The sequence below is a fragment of the Vibrio sp. 10N.261.46.A3 genome (assembly GCF_041472995.1).
GTDB lineage: Bacteria > Pseudomonadota > Gammaproteobacteria > Enterobacterales > Vibrionaceae > Vibrio > Vibrio coralliirubri.
Map to the genome: position 1 here is coordinate 173,321 of NZ_JBFRRH010000009.1, position 19,681 is coordinate 193,001.

Below are 19,681 nucleotides of genomic sequence, written 5' to 3' on the forward strand. Positions count from 1 at the left end.
TGCTGTTGCTGTTGCTTCTGAGCCTGTTCGACAATCTCTAGGTTCTTCTTCGCATAAGCATGTTCAGGGTTGCTTTCAAGAATACGTTGATACTCTTGGGTCGCTTGGTCGTACTTACCTTGTTGGGCTTGAGCGTTAGCAAGGTTGTAGCGAGCATCTTCACTAGAAAGCTCTTGCAGCGTCTGCTCTGCGGCTTCGAAATCACCGGCTTTGTATTGAGCAATGCCTTTCCACTCTTGTTGGGTGAACTGTTCAGCAGCTTGTTGGAAGTCCTCGTCCTGATACAGCTGATAGCCTACTTGATCATCGGTTTTCCACGGGTTCGCAAACGCAGTATTTGGTTGGCTAAAAGAGATAACTCCAGCTAAGGCACACCAAACAACCCCTTTCCTGAATAATCCAAGTGCCGGAAGTAATAGCAAAGGCAGTAACCAGAAACCGTTGTTCACTCTGGTGTTGAGTGAGTTTTTGGTCTTGGTTACTTCCGATGTTGTTGCAACGCGGTCGAGGTAGCTCGCGATGTGTTCAACATCTGAGTTATCAAATTGAACTTCAGTGAACGTGCCACCATAGCTGCGTGTAAGCTCGCGCATGTTCTCTAAGTTAGTTCTTGCCACCACGGTTTGTCCTGAGTCGGTTTGCAGCATCGAACCCGTAGGTAACGAGATTGGCGCACCGCTTTCAGTCCCGACGGCTAAAATCGACAATGTCCAATCGTTGCCAGAGAGTAGGGAGTCGATCTGTTTCTTCTCTTGAGCATCAATATCGTCAGCAATCAGAACTAGATCGCCTTGGTAGATATGAGCGCGAGTCATCATATCAATCGCAAGCTTAACGGCTGATGCGGCATCACCGCCTTGATAAGGCATGATATCTGGCGATAGGTTAGGGACTAGGTTCTTGATGGTGTTGATGTCTGAGGTTAGCGGGCTAATGGTGTAAGCATCTCCAGCATATGCCACCATGCCTGTTAGCCCCTCCTTCCATAATGAAAGCAGATCCAGAGCCTTGTATCGGGCTTGCGTTAAACGATTCGGCTTAATGTCGGTGGCATACATAGACATCGACATATCCATGATCACAACTCGTGCCTGCGTTTTTTCGAAGCTCGGCTGTTCGTTTTTCTCAAAGCTTGGTCCAGCTAATGCAATAACGCCGACCAGCCACCAAATACCGAAGTAAGTACTGCGATTTTTCGATGGCTTACTCGATTCAGGCGCCAAGTATCGAGCGATGTGTGACGCGAGTAATCCTTGTTTGGATTGTCTCTTGCTCAGCCACCAAATAGCGGGCAATGCTGCAAGCGCCAAGAACCAATATGGGTAGATAAAAGTAAAGTTAGACATTGTTTCTCCTAATGGCTAACAGCATAAATGCGAAGAACATTGCCGCCGACAGTGGCCATACAAACCACTCTTGTTGCGGTCGCCAGATCTTAGTGGCGTTCGTCACGGGCTCTAACTGGTTGATGGTGTCGTAAATCGTCGCTAACTCTTTGCTGTCACGTGCTCGGAAGTACTGACCGCCGGTGCGTTTGGCAATTTCTATTAGTGTGCGTTCATCCAAATCTTGAGCAGTATTGACTTTGCGCGTCATGAAGAACTCTTTGACCATCATCTCGCCTGCACCTACACCCACGGTGTAAATCGTCGCGTCGTATTTCTTTGCAATATCCGCCGCTTCTAGCGGGTCTAATACCCCAGCAGTATTACTGCCGTCGCTGAGTAGAATCATTACACGCTGAGGAGCGTCGCTGTCGACAAAGGTTTTGGTGGCAAGGCCGATACCATCACCGATCGCAGTTTGAGTACCAATCAGCTTTAGCACAGCTTGATTGAGTTGTTGTGAAAGCGTGTCTCTATCTAACGTCAGTGGTGTCTGCAAGTAGGCGTGATCAGCAAATAGTACCAATCCGACTCGGTCACCTTTACGACGCTCAATAAAGTCACTCAATACTCGTTTCACAGCCGACAAGCGGTCGATGTATTCGCCATTGAACTGCATGTCTTCTTGGCTCATCGAGTAGGAGAGGTCGACAACCAACATCAAATCACGATGCTTCGGTTGAAACTCCACCGGTTCGCCATACCATACAGGGCGTGCGCTCGCCGTAACCAGCAGAAGCCAGATAATCACGGACAACGCCTTTGGTAAGCGACTGCTCGGTGTTTTGGTATTGCTGTCTTCGGGCAAAAATGGAAGCCTTAGGGCATTGCTCGATTCTGACTTTGGTGAGAACAAGTAAACGAGCAACGGCAGTGGCGCGATGAAGAACATCCACCACCAAACGAACTCGATGTTTAGCAAGTCCCTGCTTAGAAACATAGTGCTTAGAAAATCACTCATAACGACCTCGCTTAGGAGGAAGGGCTTTACGAAGCCATATTTCGCAGTCATTAATCAATTGCAGCTGAGCCTTTTTCTGTTCGTCGTTCATTAGGGCTACATCTTGATAGAGCGCTTGTTGCCACTGGGATTGTTTTGCTACAAACAACGGCTTTTTCAATTGTGCGTCTAAGAACTTCAACCAATCATTGCCTGCTAGACCTGCCACTTTTTCTCGTGGGAAGTAGCTCAATGCTGCCTGACGAAGGATGCGTTGTGCTTCGCTCGGAGACAAGCGATTTGAAGACTGACGATTACTGAAGTAAGACAGCGCTTCTTGCTTCGCCTGTTGATTGTTTTTTCTACGCTTTAGAATAAAAAACACCAAGGCAATCAAGGAAATGGCTGTGATGATCACGGCCCACCAACCCCACGCCAAAGGCCACCAAGTCGGTGCGTCTGGCGCAATAACCGGACTTAAATCTAAGGGCTGTTTCATGACTGAGCTCCTGATATCTGGCTCATGAGTGACTGCGCACTCGACAGCGAGCTATAGGGTATAGCGAGAGACAAACCCATCTGTTGCAGCTGCTGTTTCTTAAGCGAAAAAGCATGGTTAAGCTTTTGCTTTTCTTTATTAGAAGAGAAATTAAACCATTGAGTTTTGCTGCCATCGGTGACCTGCTTAGAACCTTTATAGGCGGTTTCACCTTGCTCTAGCGGATCGTAGAAATGCACCAGACGTACTCTGTTGTGCCTCCGAATTTGACTGATAAGTGAGTAGTCACTTTCTTGGTAACGCACAAAGTCACTGAGCATAATAATATCGCTTCCTTTAGGGCAAAGCTGGTGCAGAGATTTCAGCCCATGCTCTAAGGTCGTGTCATTATGATTGTCATGATTAGACAGTGCCGCATTATTGATTTCTATGACTTTTTGCAAAATACGCAGTGGAGCATGGTTGCTTGCACTTGGCTTAATCTCAATGACCTCTTTGCCAGTATCGATCACCGCGCCAATTCGGTCTTTTTGAGCCACAGTAAGCCAGCACAGTTGGCTAGCAAAGTGAGCAAGTTGAACCGATTTCAGCAGCAAGGTTGAGCCAAAAATCATACTGCTTGATAGATCCAAGAATAAAATGACAGGCTGTTCTCTCTCTTCAGAGAAAAGCTTGGTATGCGCTTTGCCCGTTCTGGCTGTTACACGCCAATCAATGCTGCGAATGTCATCGCCCGCTTGATATTGACGAACCTCAGAGAAATTCATCCCGCGACCTTTGCGGTTGCTCTCGTGTTGACCATTGAGTTGAGACCAAAGGCTCTTGGCTGGAGGCAACCAACGAACAGACTGCGCTTTGTATTGCAGCAGCTCATCCAAACTTAACGTGACGCCGTCACTATGATTAGGTAGTTGATTATTCATGCGCGTATCCCTATGCGCTGCCAACCAATGAAATAAGGTGTGTGATCACTTGGTTTGCGGTGACACCTTCAGCTTGTGCGTGGTAGCTGCGCAGTAGACGGTGGCGTAACACAGGGAATGCCATAGCTTGAACATCTTGGGGTGTAACATAGTCGCGTCCTGCAAGCCAAGCGTGAGCGCGGGCACAACGGTCTAACGCAATGGTTGCACGCGGGCTGACACCCATGTCTAACCATTGATCAAGTTGGTCACTGTATTGCTTAGGTTGGCGAGTCGCCATGACCAGTCTGATGATGTACTGCTCAATGGTGTCTGCCATGTGAATGTTGAGCACTTCTTGGCGCGCTTCAAAGATAGTCTGCTGAGATATCTGTTGTGGCTGAGCTGATTCGTTGCCTTGAGCCTCACCACGGTTGAGTCGTAAGATCTCCAGCTCGCTTTCCATATCTGGGTATTCAACTTCTAGGTGAAGTAAGAAACGGTCTAACTGAGCTTCCGGCAGCGGGTAAGTCCCTTCTTGTTCAATCGGGTTCTGTGTTGCCATAACCAAGAACAACTCAGGCAGCGCATAGGTTTTTCGACCGGCAGTCACTTGTTTCTCTGCCATTGCTTCCAGCATTGCCGCTTGAACTTTCGCCGGAGCTCGGTTGATCTCATCCGCTAGAATCAGCGAGTTGAAAATCGGGCCTGATTGGAAAGTGAACTCCCCAGTCTCAGGACGGAAGATGTCGGTACCCGTCAAATCAGCAGGTAATAAATCGGGAGTGAATTGAATGCGGTGGAAGTCACCCTCAACACAATCAGCCAATGATTTTACTGCGCGAGTTTTTGCTAAGCCGGGAGGTCCTTCAACGAGGATATGACCATCCGCTAGAAGGGCGATCATCAGTTGCTTAACGAGCTCTTTTTGACCAATGATTTGAGACTCTAGATAGTTTTGAAGGACTTCGAAATTTGTTTTGTGCATTTTGGACTCTCTGGGTATCCATTTGATTTTTATTTTGTGTATTGGTCACTGATTTCGAGGAAAAAGTTCCAGTACATTTGCGTAATTTATTTTTTCAAAATTGGAAAGATTTACAAGTGGTTAGCTAAAAACATCGTTAGGTTGTGATTATTACCATATCAATTGGTTTTTATATACAAAAGCTCGGCGGTGGGGAGTGGTTTGAGTTCGGTTAGATCTAAGGGCTGAAAGCTAAAATCGACTCTCGACAATGCGGTATTTGCTTAGTTAATTCATATTTAGGGTGAATACTTTTGATTGTTACATCGTGTTTGCAGACTTTTGAGAGAAAAGTCTTTAGTTTTATTGGTTGTGGCCGATACATCACTCAGATTGTGCATTGCTTGTTGGCGTGCACTAAAAAGTCCTGTTCAGGGTATACCGATAACGAGCGATTCTTTTTAAAGGTCCCAATATGTTTAAAACTAACTCTCTGAGTATCAAGCAAAAAGTTGTACTTGGAATTACCTTCGCGGTTCTTGCATCGACAGTGATTGTCGGCGCAATGGCGCAACAGCAAGCAAGAGATGTACTAAGTCATCGATTGATCGATATTGAACTTCCAGGAATGCTAGAGCGAATCAATGGTGAAATTGACCGAGAAGTCTCTCAGCTATTACTAGCGGCGGAGCAAATTGCTTCAAATGAATTTATTTCTGATGCTATCGAATCGACCGATCGCGATCCGGCACTAGAAAATAAACTGGTTAAACAGCTGAACAATGTTCGCAACCAATATAAGTTGAATGATGCATCGGTAGCGAACCGTCAAACTGCATATTACTGGAACCAAAATGGATTCTTGCGTCAGCTAAACCAACAACAAGATGGTTGGTTCTTTGGCTTTACGCAATCTGGACAGCCGACTATGGTGAGCATGTTCCAAGAAGCCAATGGCGAAGTGAAGATGTTTGCTAACTATCAGCAGCCTTCTGGTATGGCGATGTCTGGTCTATCAAAGTCGATGGATGACATGGTTAACCTGCTGAACGGTTTCAAGATTGAAAATACTGGCTTTGTATTTCTGACGGATAGCCAAGGTGATGTACAAATTCACCGTGAGCGTTCTCGTAGTGACTCTTCACTGCAACAACTTTATGGCCCTCAATCAAGCCAGCTGTTGAACAAGTCGGGCTTCAACCTGATTACCACTGAAAGCCAAGGCCAAGAGCTGTTCGTGGCGAGTTTGTATGTGTCTTCTATGGACTGGTTTGTTATTGGTGTCGTTCCGACTGGAGAAGTGTTTGCAGAGTTAGATGCGACAGCGAAAAAGATGCTGATCATGACGGCGGTTGTAGCGTTAGTGTTTATCCTAATGGGCGTAGTACTGGCGAACAGCATTACTCAACCGATTAAACTTCTGGCTAAGCGTTTCGGCGACTTAGGTGAAGGTGACGGTGATCTTGCGCAGCGTATTGAAGTGAAAGGCAACGATGAAATCGCACAGCTTTCAAAGGGCTTCAACGGGTTCATTGAAAAGATTCACGAGTCGATGAAAGAGGTGTGTTCGACAAGCCAAGCGCTTCAAGTAGCAGCAGAGAGTGTTTCTAACAAAGCACACATCACCCACGACAACAGCCAAGAACAGCGTGACCAAACGCTTCAAGTCGTTGCTGCCATTAACCAAATGGGTATGACCATCAGCGAGATTGCATCGAACGCGGCAACCGCAGCAGAAACGGCAACTCAAGCTTCAGGAAATACGGAGGTAGGTCGCTCTGTGGTGAACAAAGCAAAAGACGCGATCAGCCGTTTGGCTCAAGATATCGAAAGCACGGGTCAGGTAGTGGAGCAGCTTGCTTCTACAACTCAAGACATCGGTTCTATTCTGGGTGTTATCCGTGATATTTCAGAGCAAACTAACTTACTCGCATTAAACGCGGCGATCGAAGCTGCACGTGCCGGTGAGCAAGGACGTGGTTTTGCGGTGGTAGCAGATGAAGTACGTAACCTAGCAAGCCGTACCGCAGATTCAACGGAAGAGATTCAAAAGATGATCAACCAGCTGCAAAGCGATGCAAAAGATGCGGTAACGGCAATGAGTACGGGTAAGGTGATTACCCTTGAAGGTGTATCGGCGTCGGATGAAGCGGTAGACGTGCTGAGTGGTATTTCAGACCGTATCGTTGATATCACAGACCGTAACACTCAAGTGGCAACGGCAACGGAAGAGCAATCAACCGTAGTTCACACCATCAACCAGAACATTGAAGAGATTAACGCAATCAACGAAGTGACAACGGGCACGGCTGAGCAACTTGCAGAAGCGAGCCAAGAGCTTCGAGACCTTTCTTCTCGTCTAGATAAGATGGTTGGTTCGTTTAAGCTTTAATCCCTTTAAGCTGTAGCATGGCTTAGAAAGATACATAAACTAAGAGCTGGATTCATTTCATCGTGAATTCAGCTCTTTTTATTTACGGGCTTGTTTTCTTCTAACTGACGTTCGCTTGATCTGGTTTCGGGCTTTGCACTCAATCGCCCTAGCATCATAGGGCGTAAATGAGTAAAATCTCGTTAGGTTTAATATTTAGGTAAGTATCATGAGCGATTTTGAAAAAGAACTAGAGCAGATGACTCAAGAGATGGGCGATGAGCCTGAGGTGAAACTGCCATCACTTGAAGAGCAAAAAGCAATTGTTGCTGAGTTCAAGCGACTAGAAGCGGAAGGCAAACTGACACCTGAAGTGTTAGAGAAGCATTTTGGCCAGTTCAACAAACAGAATGATACGCCAATTCACTAAGTTGATTTAGACAGGTTTCATGTCTAAAAGAAGTGATATTAGCGGTTGGGTTCATAGCCTAACTAAAAGATAAAGGTCTAGCGGTTGCTAGACCTTTTTTATTGCCGTTAACGAAAGACCGAGTAGCTGGCTCATGAACTATTCAATGTAAGTGAAACTCGTATCCAACACATAAAAATATCCAGCACATAAAAAATCCCCCTTACTGAGTAAGAGGGATTCGATATGGGCAAGTTATATCCTAAAAGGCTAAGCGATTAGTCTGTGCCGTATTCTTTGTACAAACGACGACATGCGCGGCCATCGCTGTGGAACAGGTGACAACGGTGCGCTGGAATACCAATCGCCAACTTGTCACCTGATTCGATTTTCAACGTGTCTGGCTGGCGATAGATAACATCAGCATCGGCACTTTCAAGGTTTAGGTAAACCTGAGTTTCGTTACCAAGTTTCTCTACCATCATCACGTCAGCTTCAATCGTCGCGTCACCTGATTCAGCAGACATCAAGTGTTCAGGGCGAATACCCAGAGACATACGATCGCCAGCATTAACCGTCGTCCCGTCAACAGGAATCCAGAAAGTCATGCCATTAGAAAGTTGTACCAATACGCGTTCTGCTTCAGCTTGTTCAATGTGCACCGACATGAAGTTCATCTTCGGTGAACCAATAAAGCCAGCAACAAAACGGTTTTGAGGGTAGTGGTAAAGGTCAAGCGGCTTACCGACTTGAGATACATAACCACCATCCAGAACAACGATCTTATCCGCCATTGTCATCGCTTCCACTTGGTCGTGGGTAACGTAGATCATGGTACAACCCAGTTGACGCTGTAGCTTGGTGATTTGCGAACGCATTTGAACACGTAGTGCAGCATCTAGGTTTGATAGAGGCTCATCAAGTAGGAATACGTTTGGTTGAGAAACCAGAGTACGACCAATCGCAACACGTTGACGTTGACCACCAGAAAGTGCTTTAGGTTGACGCTCAAGAAGGTGACCAAGCTGAAGAATTTCTGCAGCATGTTCAACACGCTTGTCGATTTCAGCTTTATTTGCGTTTGCTAGCTTAAGACCGAAAGACATGTTGTCGTATAGGTTAAGGTGAGGGTAAAGCGCGTATGATTGGAATACCATACCTACGCCACGCTTTGACGGTTCAACGTCATTCATGCGTTGGTCGCCAATGTACAAATCACCAGACGTAATGTCTTCTAGACCTGCGATACAACGTAATAGCGTCGATTTACCACAACCTGATGGTCCAACGAATACTACGAATTCACCTTCGTTGATGTCTAAGGTTACGTCCTTAGAAATCTGTACATCACCATATGATTTATAAACGTTTTTTAACGTGACACTCGCCATCTAGCTTGTCCTCGATCGATCAAATTTTAAGTTTTACTGCTTATCATTATAAGAAATTTTTGGGTCAGCAGTAACTGTAGGAATTGGTAAGTATTGAGTGAGTAAGAAAAAAGTGGGTGAGACTTGGCTTCTTTAACCAAGCCCACCCGTCATAGCCAAACTGATGCCCATTTCCCCCACATCCAGCTAAACCTCCCCCGTGATTCAATCACAGATTTAGCTCGATGCTAATATAAGACACCAGCGGGCAGTGAAGCCAACTAAATGAATTATGCGTCAACGCATAACACTTGCCGGTAAAGGGTTCTTACTATCCACTCTTGGATGAATGCAGTTTCGGTGAAATGGCGTAAGGGTACATCCTCCTAACGGAAAATTAACTAGGGGGAGTAGGAGGGGAGGAGTAGATAAATGGGGTTATCCTCAATTGGCGATCCAGTTCAAATAAATCCACCACGTAACGGTGATGTGGATCACGATGAGTATACACTTTGTGACTTCGCTCTCTAATCTGACCGGATGGCGATCACGAATTTAAGCCATAATAGCTAGGGCGTAGTGGCTAGGATGATGAGCTAGGGTCTGTTTTCTCAGATCATAACCTCCGAAAACTGGCTCATCTTGGTAGATGTGCCCTACGTATAAATATAAAAAGGATATTCACATGAAAAACGCTCTAAGCGCTGTAGCTCTAGGTACAATAGTTGCTCTGGGTTCTTTTGGTGCAAATGCTGCTATCGAAGAAGGACAACTAACAATCTGGGTAGGTGGTGACAAAGCTTATGAAGGCATGGCTGAAGTAGGTAAACGCTTCGAAGAAGATACTGGTGTTAAAGTAACCGTCGCTTTCCCTGACAAGCTAGAAGAGAAATTCCCTCAAGTAGCTGCAGCTGGCGATGGCCCAGACATGATCTTCTACGCACATGACCGTTTTGGCGGCTATGCAGAAGCGGGACTTCTTGTTGATATCAAACCTTCTAAAGAAACTAAAGAAGGTATCGTAGACTTCGCATGGGACGCTGTTTCATACGAAGGTAAAACAATCGCATACCCTGTTGCTGTTGAGTCAGTTTCTCTAATTTATAACAAAGCGCTTGTTCCTAACCCACCTAAGTCTTGGGAAGAAATCCCAGCACTTGATGCTGAACTTAAAAAAGACGGCAAGAAAGCAATCATGTGGCCTCTACGTGGCGGCGCTTACTTCACATGGCCTCTACTTGCAGCTGACGGCGGTTACGCATTCAAACAGACTGCAGAAGGTTACGACATTAAAGATGCGGGCGTAGCGACTGATGGTGTTCAGAAGTCTCTAGGTTTCATCGAGAAGATGGTACAAGACAAGGTTATCTCTGCAGACATGGATTACTCAGTTGCTGAGTCTGAATTTGTTGCGGGTAACGTTGCAATGACAATCAACGGCCCTTGGGGTTGGGAAAACATCAAGAAAGCTGGCGTAGATTACGGCGTAACAACTTTACCTAAGTTCAACGGTAAAGCGTCTAAGCCTTTCGTTGGTGTATGGGCGGGTGGTATCAGCACTGCGTCTCCAAACCGCGACCTAGCTGTTGAGTTTATGGAAAACTACCTACTAACTGATGAAGGTATGAAGAGCCTGAACGACGACAAGCCACTAGGTGCTGTTGCTCTTAACTCTTTCCAACGTCAACTAGACAGCGATACTCGTATTGCAGCAACAATGGACAACGCGATGAACGGTGAAATCATGCCTAACATCCCTCAGTTCACAACATTCTGGTACAGCATGGAAGAAGCGATCGGCAACGTAGTTGACGGCCGTCAATCAGTAGACCAAGCACTAAAAGCTGCTGAAGGTCGTATGGTTAAGTAACACCCAGGCACTACCTTTTAAGGAGGGGGTAACCTCTCCTTACTTTTCTATTTTTTATCTATATCGCTAGCAGGTTCCTCTATGCAGTCAGTTCAAGGTACAGATGCTATCCCAGCACCATCAAGCCTTCCAGGCAGTAAAAGCGTCTTCATCAAATGGGGGTTGCTTGGTAGCGTTGGCTTAATAAACGGCTACGCTACAATTCTAATGTATTCTCGCGGTGAGCTCGCTTTTGCGCTGCTTACAGTGATCTTAACGGCTTTGGCACTTTACATTTTTGGTAGTAAAAAAACTTACGCCCACCGTTATATTTACCCAGGTATTGCCGGAATGATCTTGTTCATTCTTTTCCCATTGGCATACACCGTAGGGCTTGCGTTTACTAACTACAGCGCGAAAAACCAGCTTTCTCTAGAGCGTACTCAAACCGTTCTTTTAGACCGTTCTTTCCAAAGCGGTGAGAGCTACCCATTTACTTTGTACAAGACAGATGACGGTCACCAGATCGTTGTAAAAGATGGCGATCAACTGTTAGCGACTGACGTATTTTCTCTAGACAATATGACAGAAACAGAGATGGACCTATCTGTAATCGAGTCTGCGCAAGGTGAAAAAGAGAAGATCAAAGCGATCATCCAAAACCGAGCAGCAATCAGTGGTGTTGATTTCAATCTACCTGACGGTGGTGACATCCGCATGAGTGGCTTACGTAAGTTTGCTTCTGTTGCTCCGCTTTACACGCTACAAGACGATGAAGAAACGTTAATCAACAATGAAACGGGTGAAGTTCTCAAGCCAAATATGGATGTGGGTTTCTACCAGCGTGTTGATGCAAATGGTGAGTTTACGGGTAATACCATCTCTCCAGGTTTCGTGGTTAGCATTGGTACGCATAACTTTGAGCGTGTATGGAAAGATGACGGCATTAAAGAACCATTTATCAGCATCTTTATTTGGACGGTTATCTTCTCGGTATGTACCGTAGCGTTCACGCTAGTTATCGGCCTTGTATTGGCTAACATCGTGCAATGGGAAGAGTTGAAAGGTCGTTCTATTTATCGTGTTCTACTGATTCTGCCTTACGCCGTACCCGCGTTTATCTCGATTCTTATCTTTAAGGGTCTATTCAACCAAAGCTTTGGTGAGATCAACATGGTGCTCGAGAATATCTTCGGCTTAAGCCCGAACTGGTTCTCAGACCCTATCTTAGCGAAAACCATGGTGTTGATGGTTAACACATGGCTAGGTTTCCCTTACATGATGATTCTATGTATGGGTCTGCTTAAAGCGATTCCTGATGATTTATACGAAGCGTCAGCAATCGATGGTGCGAACTTCCTTGATAACTTCAAGCGCATTACGTTCCCATTGATGATTAAACCGCTTACACCGCTATTGATTGCAGCGTTTGCCTTTAACTTCAACAACTTCGTAATGATTCAACTATTGACGAACGGTGGCCCGAACATGATTGGTACTTCTGAGCCAGCGGGTTACACAGACTTGCTTGTAAGCTACACGTACCGAATTGCATTCGAAGGCGGCGGCGGTCAAGACTTCGGTCTAGCAAGTGCTATCGCAACGCTTATCTTCCTATTGGTTGGTGCACTAGCGTTACTAAACCTTCGTTTCACTAAACTGTCTCAAGATTAAGGAGCTCGACAATGGCTATGGTACAAGGTAAAGGCCTTAAATACCGAGTGTGGGCAACGCATGCAGTGTTGTGGTGCTTCTTGGCAATGATTATCTTCCCACTACTTATGATCATCGCGATCTCGTTCCGTGAAGGTAACTTCGCAACCGGTAGTTTGATTCCAGATAACCCATCATTGGAACACTGGAAGCTAGCATTAGGTATGTCAGTGACGAACGCAGATGGCTCGGTAACGTCACCGCCGTTCCCAGTACTGACTTGGTTATGGAACTCGATTAAAGTGGCAGGTGTTACATCGATTTTAATCGTGGCACTGTCAACGACATCGGCTTACGCATTTGCTCGTATGCGCTTCAAAGGTAAAGAAACTATCCTGAAAGCGATGATGATTTTCCAAATGTTCCCAGCAGTATTGGCTCTAGTAGCAATCTACGCGCTGTTTGACAAACTTGGTCAATACATTCCGTTCTTAGGCTTGAACACACACGGTGGTCTAATCTTCTCTTACCTTGGTGGTATTGCACTGCACGTATGGACGATTAAGGGTTACTTTGAAACGATTGATAACTCTCTGGAAGAGGCTGCAGCCCTTGATGGTGCAACACCTTGGCAAGCATTCAGACTGGTTCTACTACCGCTGTCTGTGCCAATCCTAGCGGTTGTGTTTATCCTATCTTTCATCGCGACGGTGGGTGAGGTACCAGTAGCGTCTATCCTACTTACAGATGTGAACTCTTACACGCTAGCAGTAGGTATGCAGCAGTACCTATACCCTCAGAACTACCTATGGGGTGACTTTGCGGCAGCGGCTGTACTATCAGCACTTCCGATTACTATCGTGTTCTTACTTGCTCAACGTTGGTTAGTTGGCGGTTTGACGGCAGGTGGTGTAAAAGGATAAGCTGTACTCTATAAGAAAGAAAAAGAGCGACCGTTAGGTCGCTCTATATTGGCATTTTTATTACATCATTTGGTTTGGCCGCCGATCAGTAATAAAAATAACCCTCAGGTTACGCATAGCTGGCTACTAATCAGGTTCCTTACGCTATTAATGATTAGTGGTTTTTGTAACTCTAACCCAGGTATTTACTTGGGTTTTTTTATGCCTGCTACTGTTTGTTTTTTGTCTCAGCGTTACTCGTCAACTATCGCGCTCATATCTACTTTAAAACCCAAAGTTTCGAGTTACTTCTCTCCTAAATACCGACCACTTCATTTTGGTTACTTGTAGAAATGAACGAGTCTCACAAATCAGACACTCAGTATAAGTGGCCGTTGTACTATTGATATGTTGCTAATATTCCAATGCGTGATACTTCAATGATTTGTATGCAACAAAATCTGAAATTGCACTGAAAATGTGTAGGGAAGCGAGAGGCAGTTACAGAGTCTTTAAGTGGTATTTGCGAGGGTTATGAAAGTGGTTTTATTTATATATCTGGTTTTTGGCGGGAGTTAGAAATCAGAACTCTTTGCTCGAGGGAGCACAGCCTAAGTGTTGCAACAACACATAGATACTTTCTTGATCGAGTGCCACGCGACGAAATAGATCAGCAAATGTCTGATCTCCACCGAAACACGTTTGGATATAGTGGTTGATTTCATTGCTGTCGTAGCCTTCGACGTACAAAGTTCTAACCCATTGGTACTCAACAGCCTTTAAATTGTTCAGTGTAGACTCGCTAAGAGTGGGGCGTATGACGCTCAAGAGTGGCTCCCAGAAATTCAAATGCATCTATTATGATTGGCGGTATTTAATCAGAGCAAAATGACGACTTTATTACAGTCAAAATAAATCGGTGAACAAGTGCCGATTCATTTCAACCTTTGGCTGGGTATCACGCTCTTGTCGTCTGTATTGGGTGTGCAGCGGATTTGGCGGTGTAGAGCACGAAGGTATCAAATAGATCAATGCCAAGCAGGCGCTTGGCATTGTAATAAGGTTTTGTAGGGGAGGGCTGCTGGTGGACCTTATTTCAGGTACTTCACGTGAGCTTCCATCTCTTCACCAATCTGTTTTCGCATGTTCATTAGGCGAATAGCCGAATCTCGTAATTCGATGTCTTCTGGCGTCTCTGGTATCCACTCTGGTACTTTAGTCGGGTTACCATTCTCATCAACAGCGACCATAATAACGATACAGTGAGTTGTTAGGCGGTTATTGAGCTCTTTAGGGTCGCTTGCTTGCACGTCGATAGCGATATGCATTGAAGATGAACCTGTGTAGATGACCTTTGCACTTACCTCCACAAGGTTGCCTACATGAATTGGGGCAACGAATCGAATTCCGCCTGCATAGGCTGTTATACAGTATTTACCGCTCCAACCTGCAGAACAAGCGTAGGCTGCTAAATCGATCCACTTCATTGCTGCACCACCATGAACTTTACCACCAAAGTTCACATCCCCGGGTTCAGCTAAAAAACGCAGAGTAACGTCTCGTTTACCATCTTGTCGGCTATTGCTACTGCTCATCTATCTTCCTTCATTATTATTTTGCTGCATAACATGCTTGTTACTTACTAGTAACAATATACTTAAGATGACATAAGTTAAAGCGGATAATCTCACGGTTAAGACTATTTTTTTCAAACAGATGATCAGTTGATGAATATTGGTGCTTAAAGGCGTATCAGGCGAATGGCAAACATGGATGAGGTGATATCAAGCAAGCGATTAGAAATACTGATTGAGTCGCTAGCTTGGTCGATTACAAAAAAACACCTAGCGCAATGCTAGGTGTTTCTAAGCCGTGTGGTACTCATGTCGGTACCTTTTTTGTGTTAGCCAACTAACCGCTGTTGATTTGGTTTAGTTAAAGTGACTGTATCTCAGTTACCACTAAAGTGGTAGTAATTGTTGTTTTCTTATCAGCTCACTTTTACTGTTTTACAAAGTATAGATCCTTCGCGTAGATATTTCCTTTCGGATTATTGTCTGGGAAGCCTTTTAGTGTATTTTGCACTAATCGTGTGTGATTGTAATGATACAGAGGCATAACTGCTGCAGAATCGTTGAGTAACGACTCAGCATGCTGATATAAAGTAAAGCGTTTGGACTGATCTTCCATTTTACTCGCTTGCTGTAAGAGCTCATCATAATCTGGATTACAGTAGCCACTCTCATTGGCTGTGTGATCACAAGTGAAGGCTTCTAACAGTGCAGAAGGCTCTGGATAGTCACCAAATGCCCATGAGCGAGCCAGCTGATAGTCGCCACTTCCCTTCGCTGCAACATAGGCTTTCCATTCCATGTTCTCTAGCTCAACTTTTACGCCAAGTGGCTTCCACATCGATGCAATCGCGATCGCTATCTTTTTATGATTCTCACTGGTGTTGTATGTCAGGGTGAACTTGAGCGGCTTGTTTTCGTTGTATCCCGCCTCTTCAAGTAACGCTTTGGCTTTGGTTAAACGCTGCGCGCTGTCTAGAGAATTGAATTCGGATAGGGGGGCTGTGTAGTCAGGAATATTATTCGGCGTCACGCTGTATGCTTCTGGCTCTCCTTGACCAGTGACTTTTTCGACCAGAATCTCACGATTGACGGCCATGCTCAGTGCTTGGCGTACTCTTACGTCATCAAAGGGCGCTTGACGTGTATTGAATGAATAGACGTAAGAGCCCAGTAGAGCTTGTGCTTTGATTTGTTCAGGGCTTTCTTGGATTAATTTCTGGTAGTACTCAAGCTGAACGCGATTGGTCATATCAATTTCACCCGCTTGATAACGGATAAGCTCTGCATTTTGAGATGATAAGCCCAAATAGGTCACCTTGTTGATGATTGTCGATGTGTCATCCCAATAATTTGGATTCCTCTCGACTTCAACGTATTCGTTGGGCACCCATTTACTCAAAGTGTAAGCACCGTTGGTCGCGATATTTTCAGCGCGAGTCCATTGGTCGCCTTTCTCTTGAACCAACTCAGCAGGCAAAGGGAAAAAGGTCTTGATGCTCATTAAACTCATAAAGTAGGGCGTAGGTTTTGAAAGTGAAATCTCAACCGTGCGCTCATCTAATGCTTTGATGCCAAGCTCAGAAGGATCTTTATCTCCTAATAGAATCTCGCTAGCGTTCACGATGTTAGCCGTCGAAAAAACAAAACCCGTGTTGTTACCTGTTTTCGGAGACACTGCGCGCTGCCAACCAAACACAAAATCAGACGCGGTGACTGGGTCGCCATTCGACCACTTGAGATTCTCTTTCAACACAAACGTCACGGTTTTGCCGTCTTTGCTGATAGACCACTCTTTGGCTTGCCCTGGGATGATTTGCCCGTCACTGTCCTCAATTACAAAGCCTTCAAACATATCATTGACGATAATGTCACCGGGCATACCTGAGTTTACGAAGCTAGGATCTAGTGTGTTGGGCTCTGCACCGTTGCCACGTACAAAATGTTGTTCCTCAGCTAATAGTTCTTCAGCTAATGGTGCATTAGCAGGAACAGTCGCAGCAAAACTTGAAGCAGAGGATAAAGCAAGCAGGGACGAGATGATCACAGGGATCGTTGGTTGAGTCATTGTAATTCCTTTTACAACTTAAACAGTACTCAATGCATTAAACCTGAGTCGGTAACATGTTGCAACCACAATGAACGCGTATTAAAAGCATTTGAAAGGCTTGTGAATAAAACAGCAGTGCCTACTTGGGGAGTAGGCACTGTGAGAAAAGTGAGTTTGAATATTTACCCTAATGTGAGCGTTGGGTAATGCGTTTAGCTTTGTTGAGGGAGAGGAGCCTCAAGCCTTGGTTTTCTTTTGATTTGAGCAAGGATGACACCGGAAATGACCATCACACCACCAATGATGTGGAATTGGTTAATCTCTTCACCAAGCCATGTCGCGGCTAATACGATCGCAACAACCGGAAGCAAGTTCATGAACATCGCGCTTGAGTCAGCACCAATCGTGTCAATCGCCTTCACCCACATCCAAGGCGCTAAAATTGAAGCGGCAACCGCTGCGTAAGCTATCAATGGGAGCGCTTGTTGCGGTGGTAAAAGCTGTTCGCTGGTAAGCCAAAGTGGCGTAAGCATCGCGACAGCAAACAGACCCTGAATATAAATCACCACCCAGCTACTGATCGGCATTTTCCAGCGTTTCAGTAGCACACAGTACGAAGCATAAACAAAGGCCGCAATCAGCATATAGCCATCGCCTTGAGTCAATTCTTGATGCATGAAGAATAACGGATCGCCTTTACCTAACATCAGAGCTAGGCCTGACAGTGACAATACACCACCAACAATACTCAAACTAGAAATCGACTTGTGCAGCAAAGGGACGCTTAAAAATACACTGATCAACGGGACTAAAGACGTGATCAATGCCATGTTGGAAGCGGTTGTGGTTAAGCCGGCGTAGTAACCTAGAGATTGGTTCAACACCATGCCCAAAAAGCCGAGGAACGCTAATTTAGATAGGTTTGGCTTAATGACAGCCCACTGCTTCATCACTGGGCGAATGCAGAAAGGCGTGAGAATTAACATCGCAAAAAACCAGCGGTAAAAACTCATCGCGCTAGGTTCTATGGTGCTTGCAGCAAGCTTGTTGACGATTGCATTGGCGCCCCAGATACAGACTGTAAAAAATGGTAAGAGATAATGCATGTGAATTCCATGGCGAATGAGTTGATGCGGCTAGTTTGACAGGTCGTTATACTTACAAGTATCTTTAGAAAGACATCAGGCGCGATAGGAAGACAAGTTTGAAAAAACAGTCCAGAAACCTTCATCCATCCTTATCAATTGATAAGGCACCATCCAACGTATTTATGAATTTTGAAGCGTTTCTTTCGAACACTGAAACCCGAGTTCATAGCCACTCATGGGGACAGGTTCAATTGATCAGTGGCGGTATATTAGAGATGGAAGCGGAAAGCACCCGATTTCTAGCGCCACCACATTTAGCTATTTGGGTACCGGCCGGGGTGATGCATTGCAGTTATAACCGTAAGCCTTTGGACTACTGTTCGCTAAATATCGCCCCAGAGCTAACGCAACATCTGCCAGATAAAACCAGCCTTATAAAGATCACGCCGATTGTGTCTTCTATTATCGATGACTTTCGCGAGCGTGGAATCAATGTTGCGGAAAAAGAACAAGATCAAAGGCTCGTTCAGGTACTGCTTGACCAACTTGCGCAGCGTGAGGTTGAACACCACTTCTTGCCTTCAACCGATAATAAGTATCTAGCGCCAATATTGGCTTCTGTTGAAGAGAACCCAACCGACGAAGTGACACTGAAAGATTGGGCTGAACGTGTCCACACCACGGAAAGAACCCTTTCTCGCCACTGCCAGACGGAGCTCGGAATGAGCTTTACCGAGTGGCGGCTACGAGTGCGCTACCTTTACTCAATGGACTTGTTGAGAAACGGCCAATCGGTTAAAGAGGTCGCTCTTACATTGGGTTATAACCAAGCAAGTCCATTTATCACCATGTTCAAACGTTACGCGAACCAAACGCCAGAACAGTATAAGAACCGTTTGTTGTAGTTCGTTCTATGTACTTAAACTTTACAACATGCCCAATCAAGTCCTGGAACTCTGTTTGGGCATATCTGAGATTTTGCCGATGAATTCAAGATGTATCGTAGATAAAATGTTTGAATTTCAATCAGTACGCGGTTGTTTCGGATAGTGAAGTTGTAGAATCACCACAGGCCTCCCTCCTAGTCTCCTAATTTTGTTCCATTGGACTACTTAACTGCTTAACCACTCAGAAAACCTCTAAAGCTCCAGAGAGATTCTTTATTCTTGGACGTAGTTAAACAGCATATCCTGCCTCTCCCTATATTCTTTGAGCGCTTTTCATCTTATTTTTCAGTTAATACTGACTACACCTTCACCATTTATGGCTGACTTTTCCTCTTTTTAGACCTCTGACAACTTTGGATCCGAAAGCTAAGATACGTCAGATATGCCTCTGGGTAATATTTGATGTTCATTAGTTCATTTCCGAATCTAAATTTAATTATTTAATATTCTTTTATCGAAACGAGGTTGTTTAGGAATAACAACCTCGCTTCGGGGTTAATTAAAAAATCATGATGCAGTTAAATTAATAACTGCAATTGCAAAGGAGAGCATAATAAATAAGAGAGAACAGTATGAAATTATTAAATAAAAACAAATCAAATTTTACGTTAGCACTTGCTTCTATTTTATCCTTATCATTCACATCAGTTTTTGCGGATGAATATCAGGACATGTCTGACCCTATGGCTGTCTATTCTCAAGCAGGATTAGGTTTTACAAATAAAGGTGTTAATTTTAAGTTTGGCCAAGCCTATGACCTGACTCTTATACACAAATT

General features: G+C 44.9%; 16 protein-coding genes and 1 pseudogene. 7 read left to right on the forward strand and 10 right to left on the reverse strand.

Annotated features, from left to right (window positions below; all coding sequences use genetic code 11):
- The 5 genes from AB4484_RS03605 to AB4484_RS03625 all read right to left on the reverse strand — a co-directional run.
- The coding region (locus tag AB4484_RS03605) for a VWA domain-containing protein (protein WP_372076477.1) at nt 1-1,346 on the reverse strand (1,346 nt) is incomplete at its 3' end.
- On the reverse strand, nt 1,339-2,346 hold the full coding sequence (locus AB4484_RS03610; RefSeq protein WP_017065686.1) for a VWA domain-containing protein: 1,008 nt from the start codon (nt 2,344-2,346) through the stop codon (nt 1,339-1,341). The genes AB4484_RS03610 and AB4484_RS03605, both read right to left, overlap by 8 nt.
- On the reverse strand, nt 2,339-2,824 hold the full coding sequence (locus tag AB4484_RS03615) for a DUF4381 domain-containing protein (RefSeq protein WP_086968684.1): 486 nt from the start codon (nt 2,822-2,824) through the stop codon (nt 2,339-2,341). The genes AB4484_RS03610 and AB4484_RS03615 overlap by 8 nt, the downstream gene beginning before the upstream one ends.
- Nucleotides 2,821-3,747, reverse strand: a complete 927-nt coding sequence (locus tag AB4484_RS03620; protein WP_050643351.1) for a DUF58 domain-containing protein — start codon at nt 3,745-3,747, stop codon at nt 2,821-2,823. The genes AB4484_RS03615 and AB4484_RS03620 overlap by 4 nt, the downstream gene beginning before the upstream one ends.
- Nucleotides 3,748-3,757: 10 nt before the next feature.
- Entirely contained in the window at nt 3,758-4,714 is a 957-nt protein-coding gene (locus tag AB4484_RS03625) for a MoxR family ATPase (RefSeq protein WP_048609793.1), read from the reverse strand.
- 454 nt (nt 4,715-5,168) lie between these two features.
- On the opposite strand from AB4484_RS03625, the gene AB4484_RS03630 reads away from it, so the two are divergent.
- Both AB4484_RS03630 and AB4484_RS03635 read left to right on the forward strand, forming a co-directional pair.
- A complete protein-coding gene (locus tag AB4484_RS03630; RefSeq protein ID WP_372076479.1) occupies nt 5,169-7,085 on the forward strand; it encodes a methyl-accepting chemotaxis protein in 1,917 nt (638 codons plus the stop codon).
- A 208-nt stretch (nt 7,086-7,293) separates the two neighbouring features.
- Nucleotides 7,294-7,494 carry a hypothetical protein gene (locus AB4484_RS03635; RefSeq protein ID WP_010431457.1) on the forward strand — a complete coding sequence of 67 codons (201 nt, stop codon included), beginning with the start codon at nt 7,294-7,296 and terminating at the stop codon, nt 7,492-7,494.
- Between the two features lie 257 nt (nt 7,495-7,751).
- On the opposite strand, the gene malK is transcribed toward AB4484_RS03635, so the two are convergent.
- On the reverse strand, nt 7,752-8,864 hold the full coding sequence (gene malK / locus AB4484_RS03640; protein ID WP_017060047.1) for a maltose/maltodextrin ABC transporter ATP-binding protein MalK: 1,113 nt from the start codon (nt 8,862-8,864) through the stop codon (nt 7,752-7,754).
- A 664-nt stretch (nt 8,865-9,528) separates the two neighbouring features.
- Here malK and malE point away from each other — a divergent pair.
- From malE to malG, 3 genes are all read left to right on the forward strand, one after another.
- On the forward strand, nt 9,529-10,713 hold the full coding sequence (gene malE, locus AB4484_RS03645; RefSeq protein ID WP_017060048.1) for a maltose/maltodextrin ABC transporter substrate-binding protein MalE: 1,185 nt from the start codon (nt 9,529-9,531) through the stop codon (nt 10,711-10,713).
- Nucleotides 10,714-10,794: 81 nt separating this feature from the next.
- Nucleotides 10,795-12,366, forward strand: coding sequence for a maltose ABC transporter permease MalF (malF, locus tag AB4484_RS03650; RefSeq protein WP_050620445.1), 1,572 nt, complete (start codon nt 10,795-10,797; stop codon nt 12,364-12,366).
- Nucleotides 12,367-12,377: 11 nt separating this feature from the next.
- Nucleotides 12,378-13,268: a maltose ABC transporter permease MalG gene (gene malG / locus AB4484_RS03655; RefSeq protein WP_019822930.1), complete on the forward strand. Its 891-nt coding sequence runs from the start codon at nt 12,378-12,380 to the stop codon at nt 13,266-13,268.
- Between the two features lie 561 nt (nt 13,269-13,829).
- On the opposite strand, the gene AB4484_RS03660 is transcribed toward malG, so the two are convergent.
- From AB4484_RS03660 to AB4484_RS03675, 4 genes are all read right to left on the reverse strand, one after another.
- On the reverse strand, nt 13,830-14,102 hold the full coding sequence (locus AB4484_RS03660) for a hypothetical protein (RefSeq protein WP_193841853.1): 273 nt from the start codon (nt 14,100-14,102) through the stop codon (nt 13,830-13,832).
- A 236-nt stretch (nt 14,103-14,338) separates the two neighbouring features.
- Entirely contained in the window at nt 14,339-14,842 is a 504-nt protein-coding gene (locus AB4484_RS03665; RefSeq protein ID WP_019822926.1) for an acyl-CoA thioesterase, read from the reverse strand.
- Between the two features lie 406 nt (nt 14,843-15,248).
- Complete coding sequence (locus AB4484_RS03670) at nt 15,249-16,886, reverse strand: peptide ABC transporter substrate-binding protein (protein ID WP_372076482.1); 1,638 nt, start codon at nt 16,884-16,886, stop codon at nt 15,249-15,251.
- Between the two features lie 194 nt (nt 16,887-17,080).
- Nucleotides 17,081-17,974 (reverse strand): DMT family transporter, encoded by an 894-nt coding sequence (locus AB4484_RS03675; protein ID WP_048610626.1) that lies wholly within the window; start codon nt 17,972-17,974, stop codon nt 17,081-17,083.
- A 98-nt stretch (nt 17,975-18,072) separates the two neighbouring features.
- On the opposite strand from AB4484_RS03675, the gene AB4484_RS03680 reads away from it, so the two are divergent.
- Nucleotides 18,073-18,861 (forward strand): helix-turn-helix domain-containing protein, encoded by a 789-nt coding sequence (locus AB4484_RS03680; protein ID WP_032546831.1) that lies wholly within the window; start codon nt 18,073-18,075, stop codon nt 18,859-18,861.
- Nucleotides 18,862-19,475: 614 nt separating this feature from the next.
- A pseudogene (locus tag AB4484_RS03685) lies at nt 19,476-19,681 on the forward strand (hypothetical protein); the annotation flags it as partial.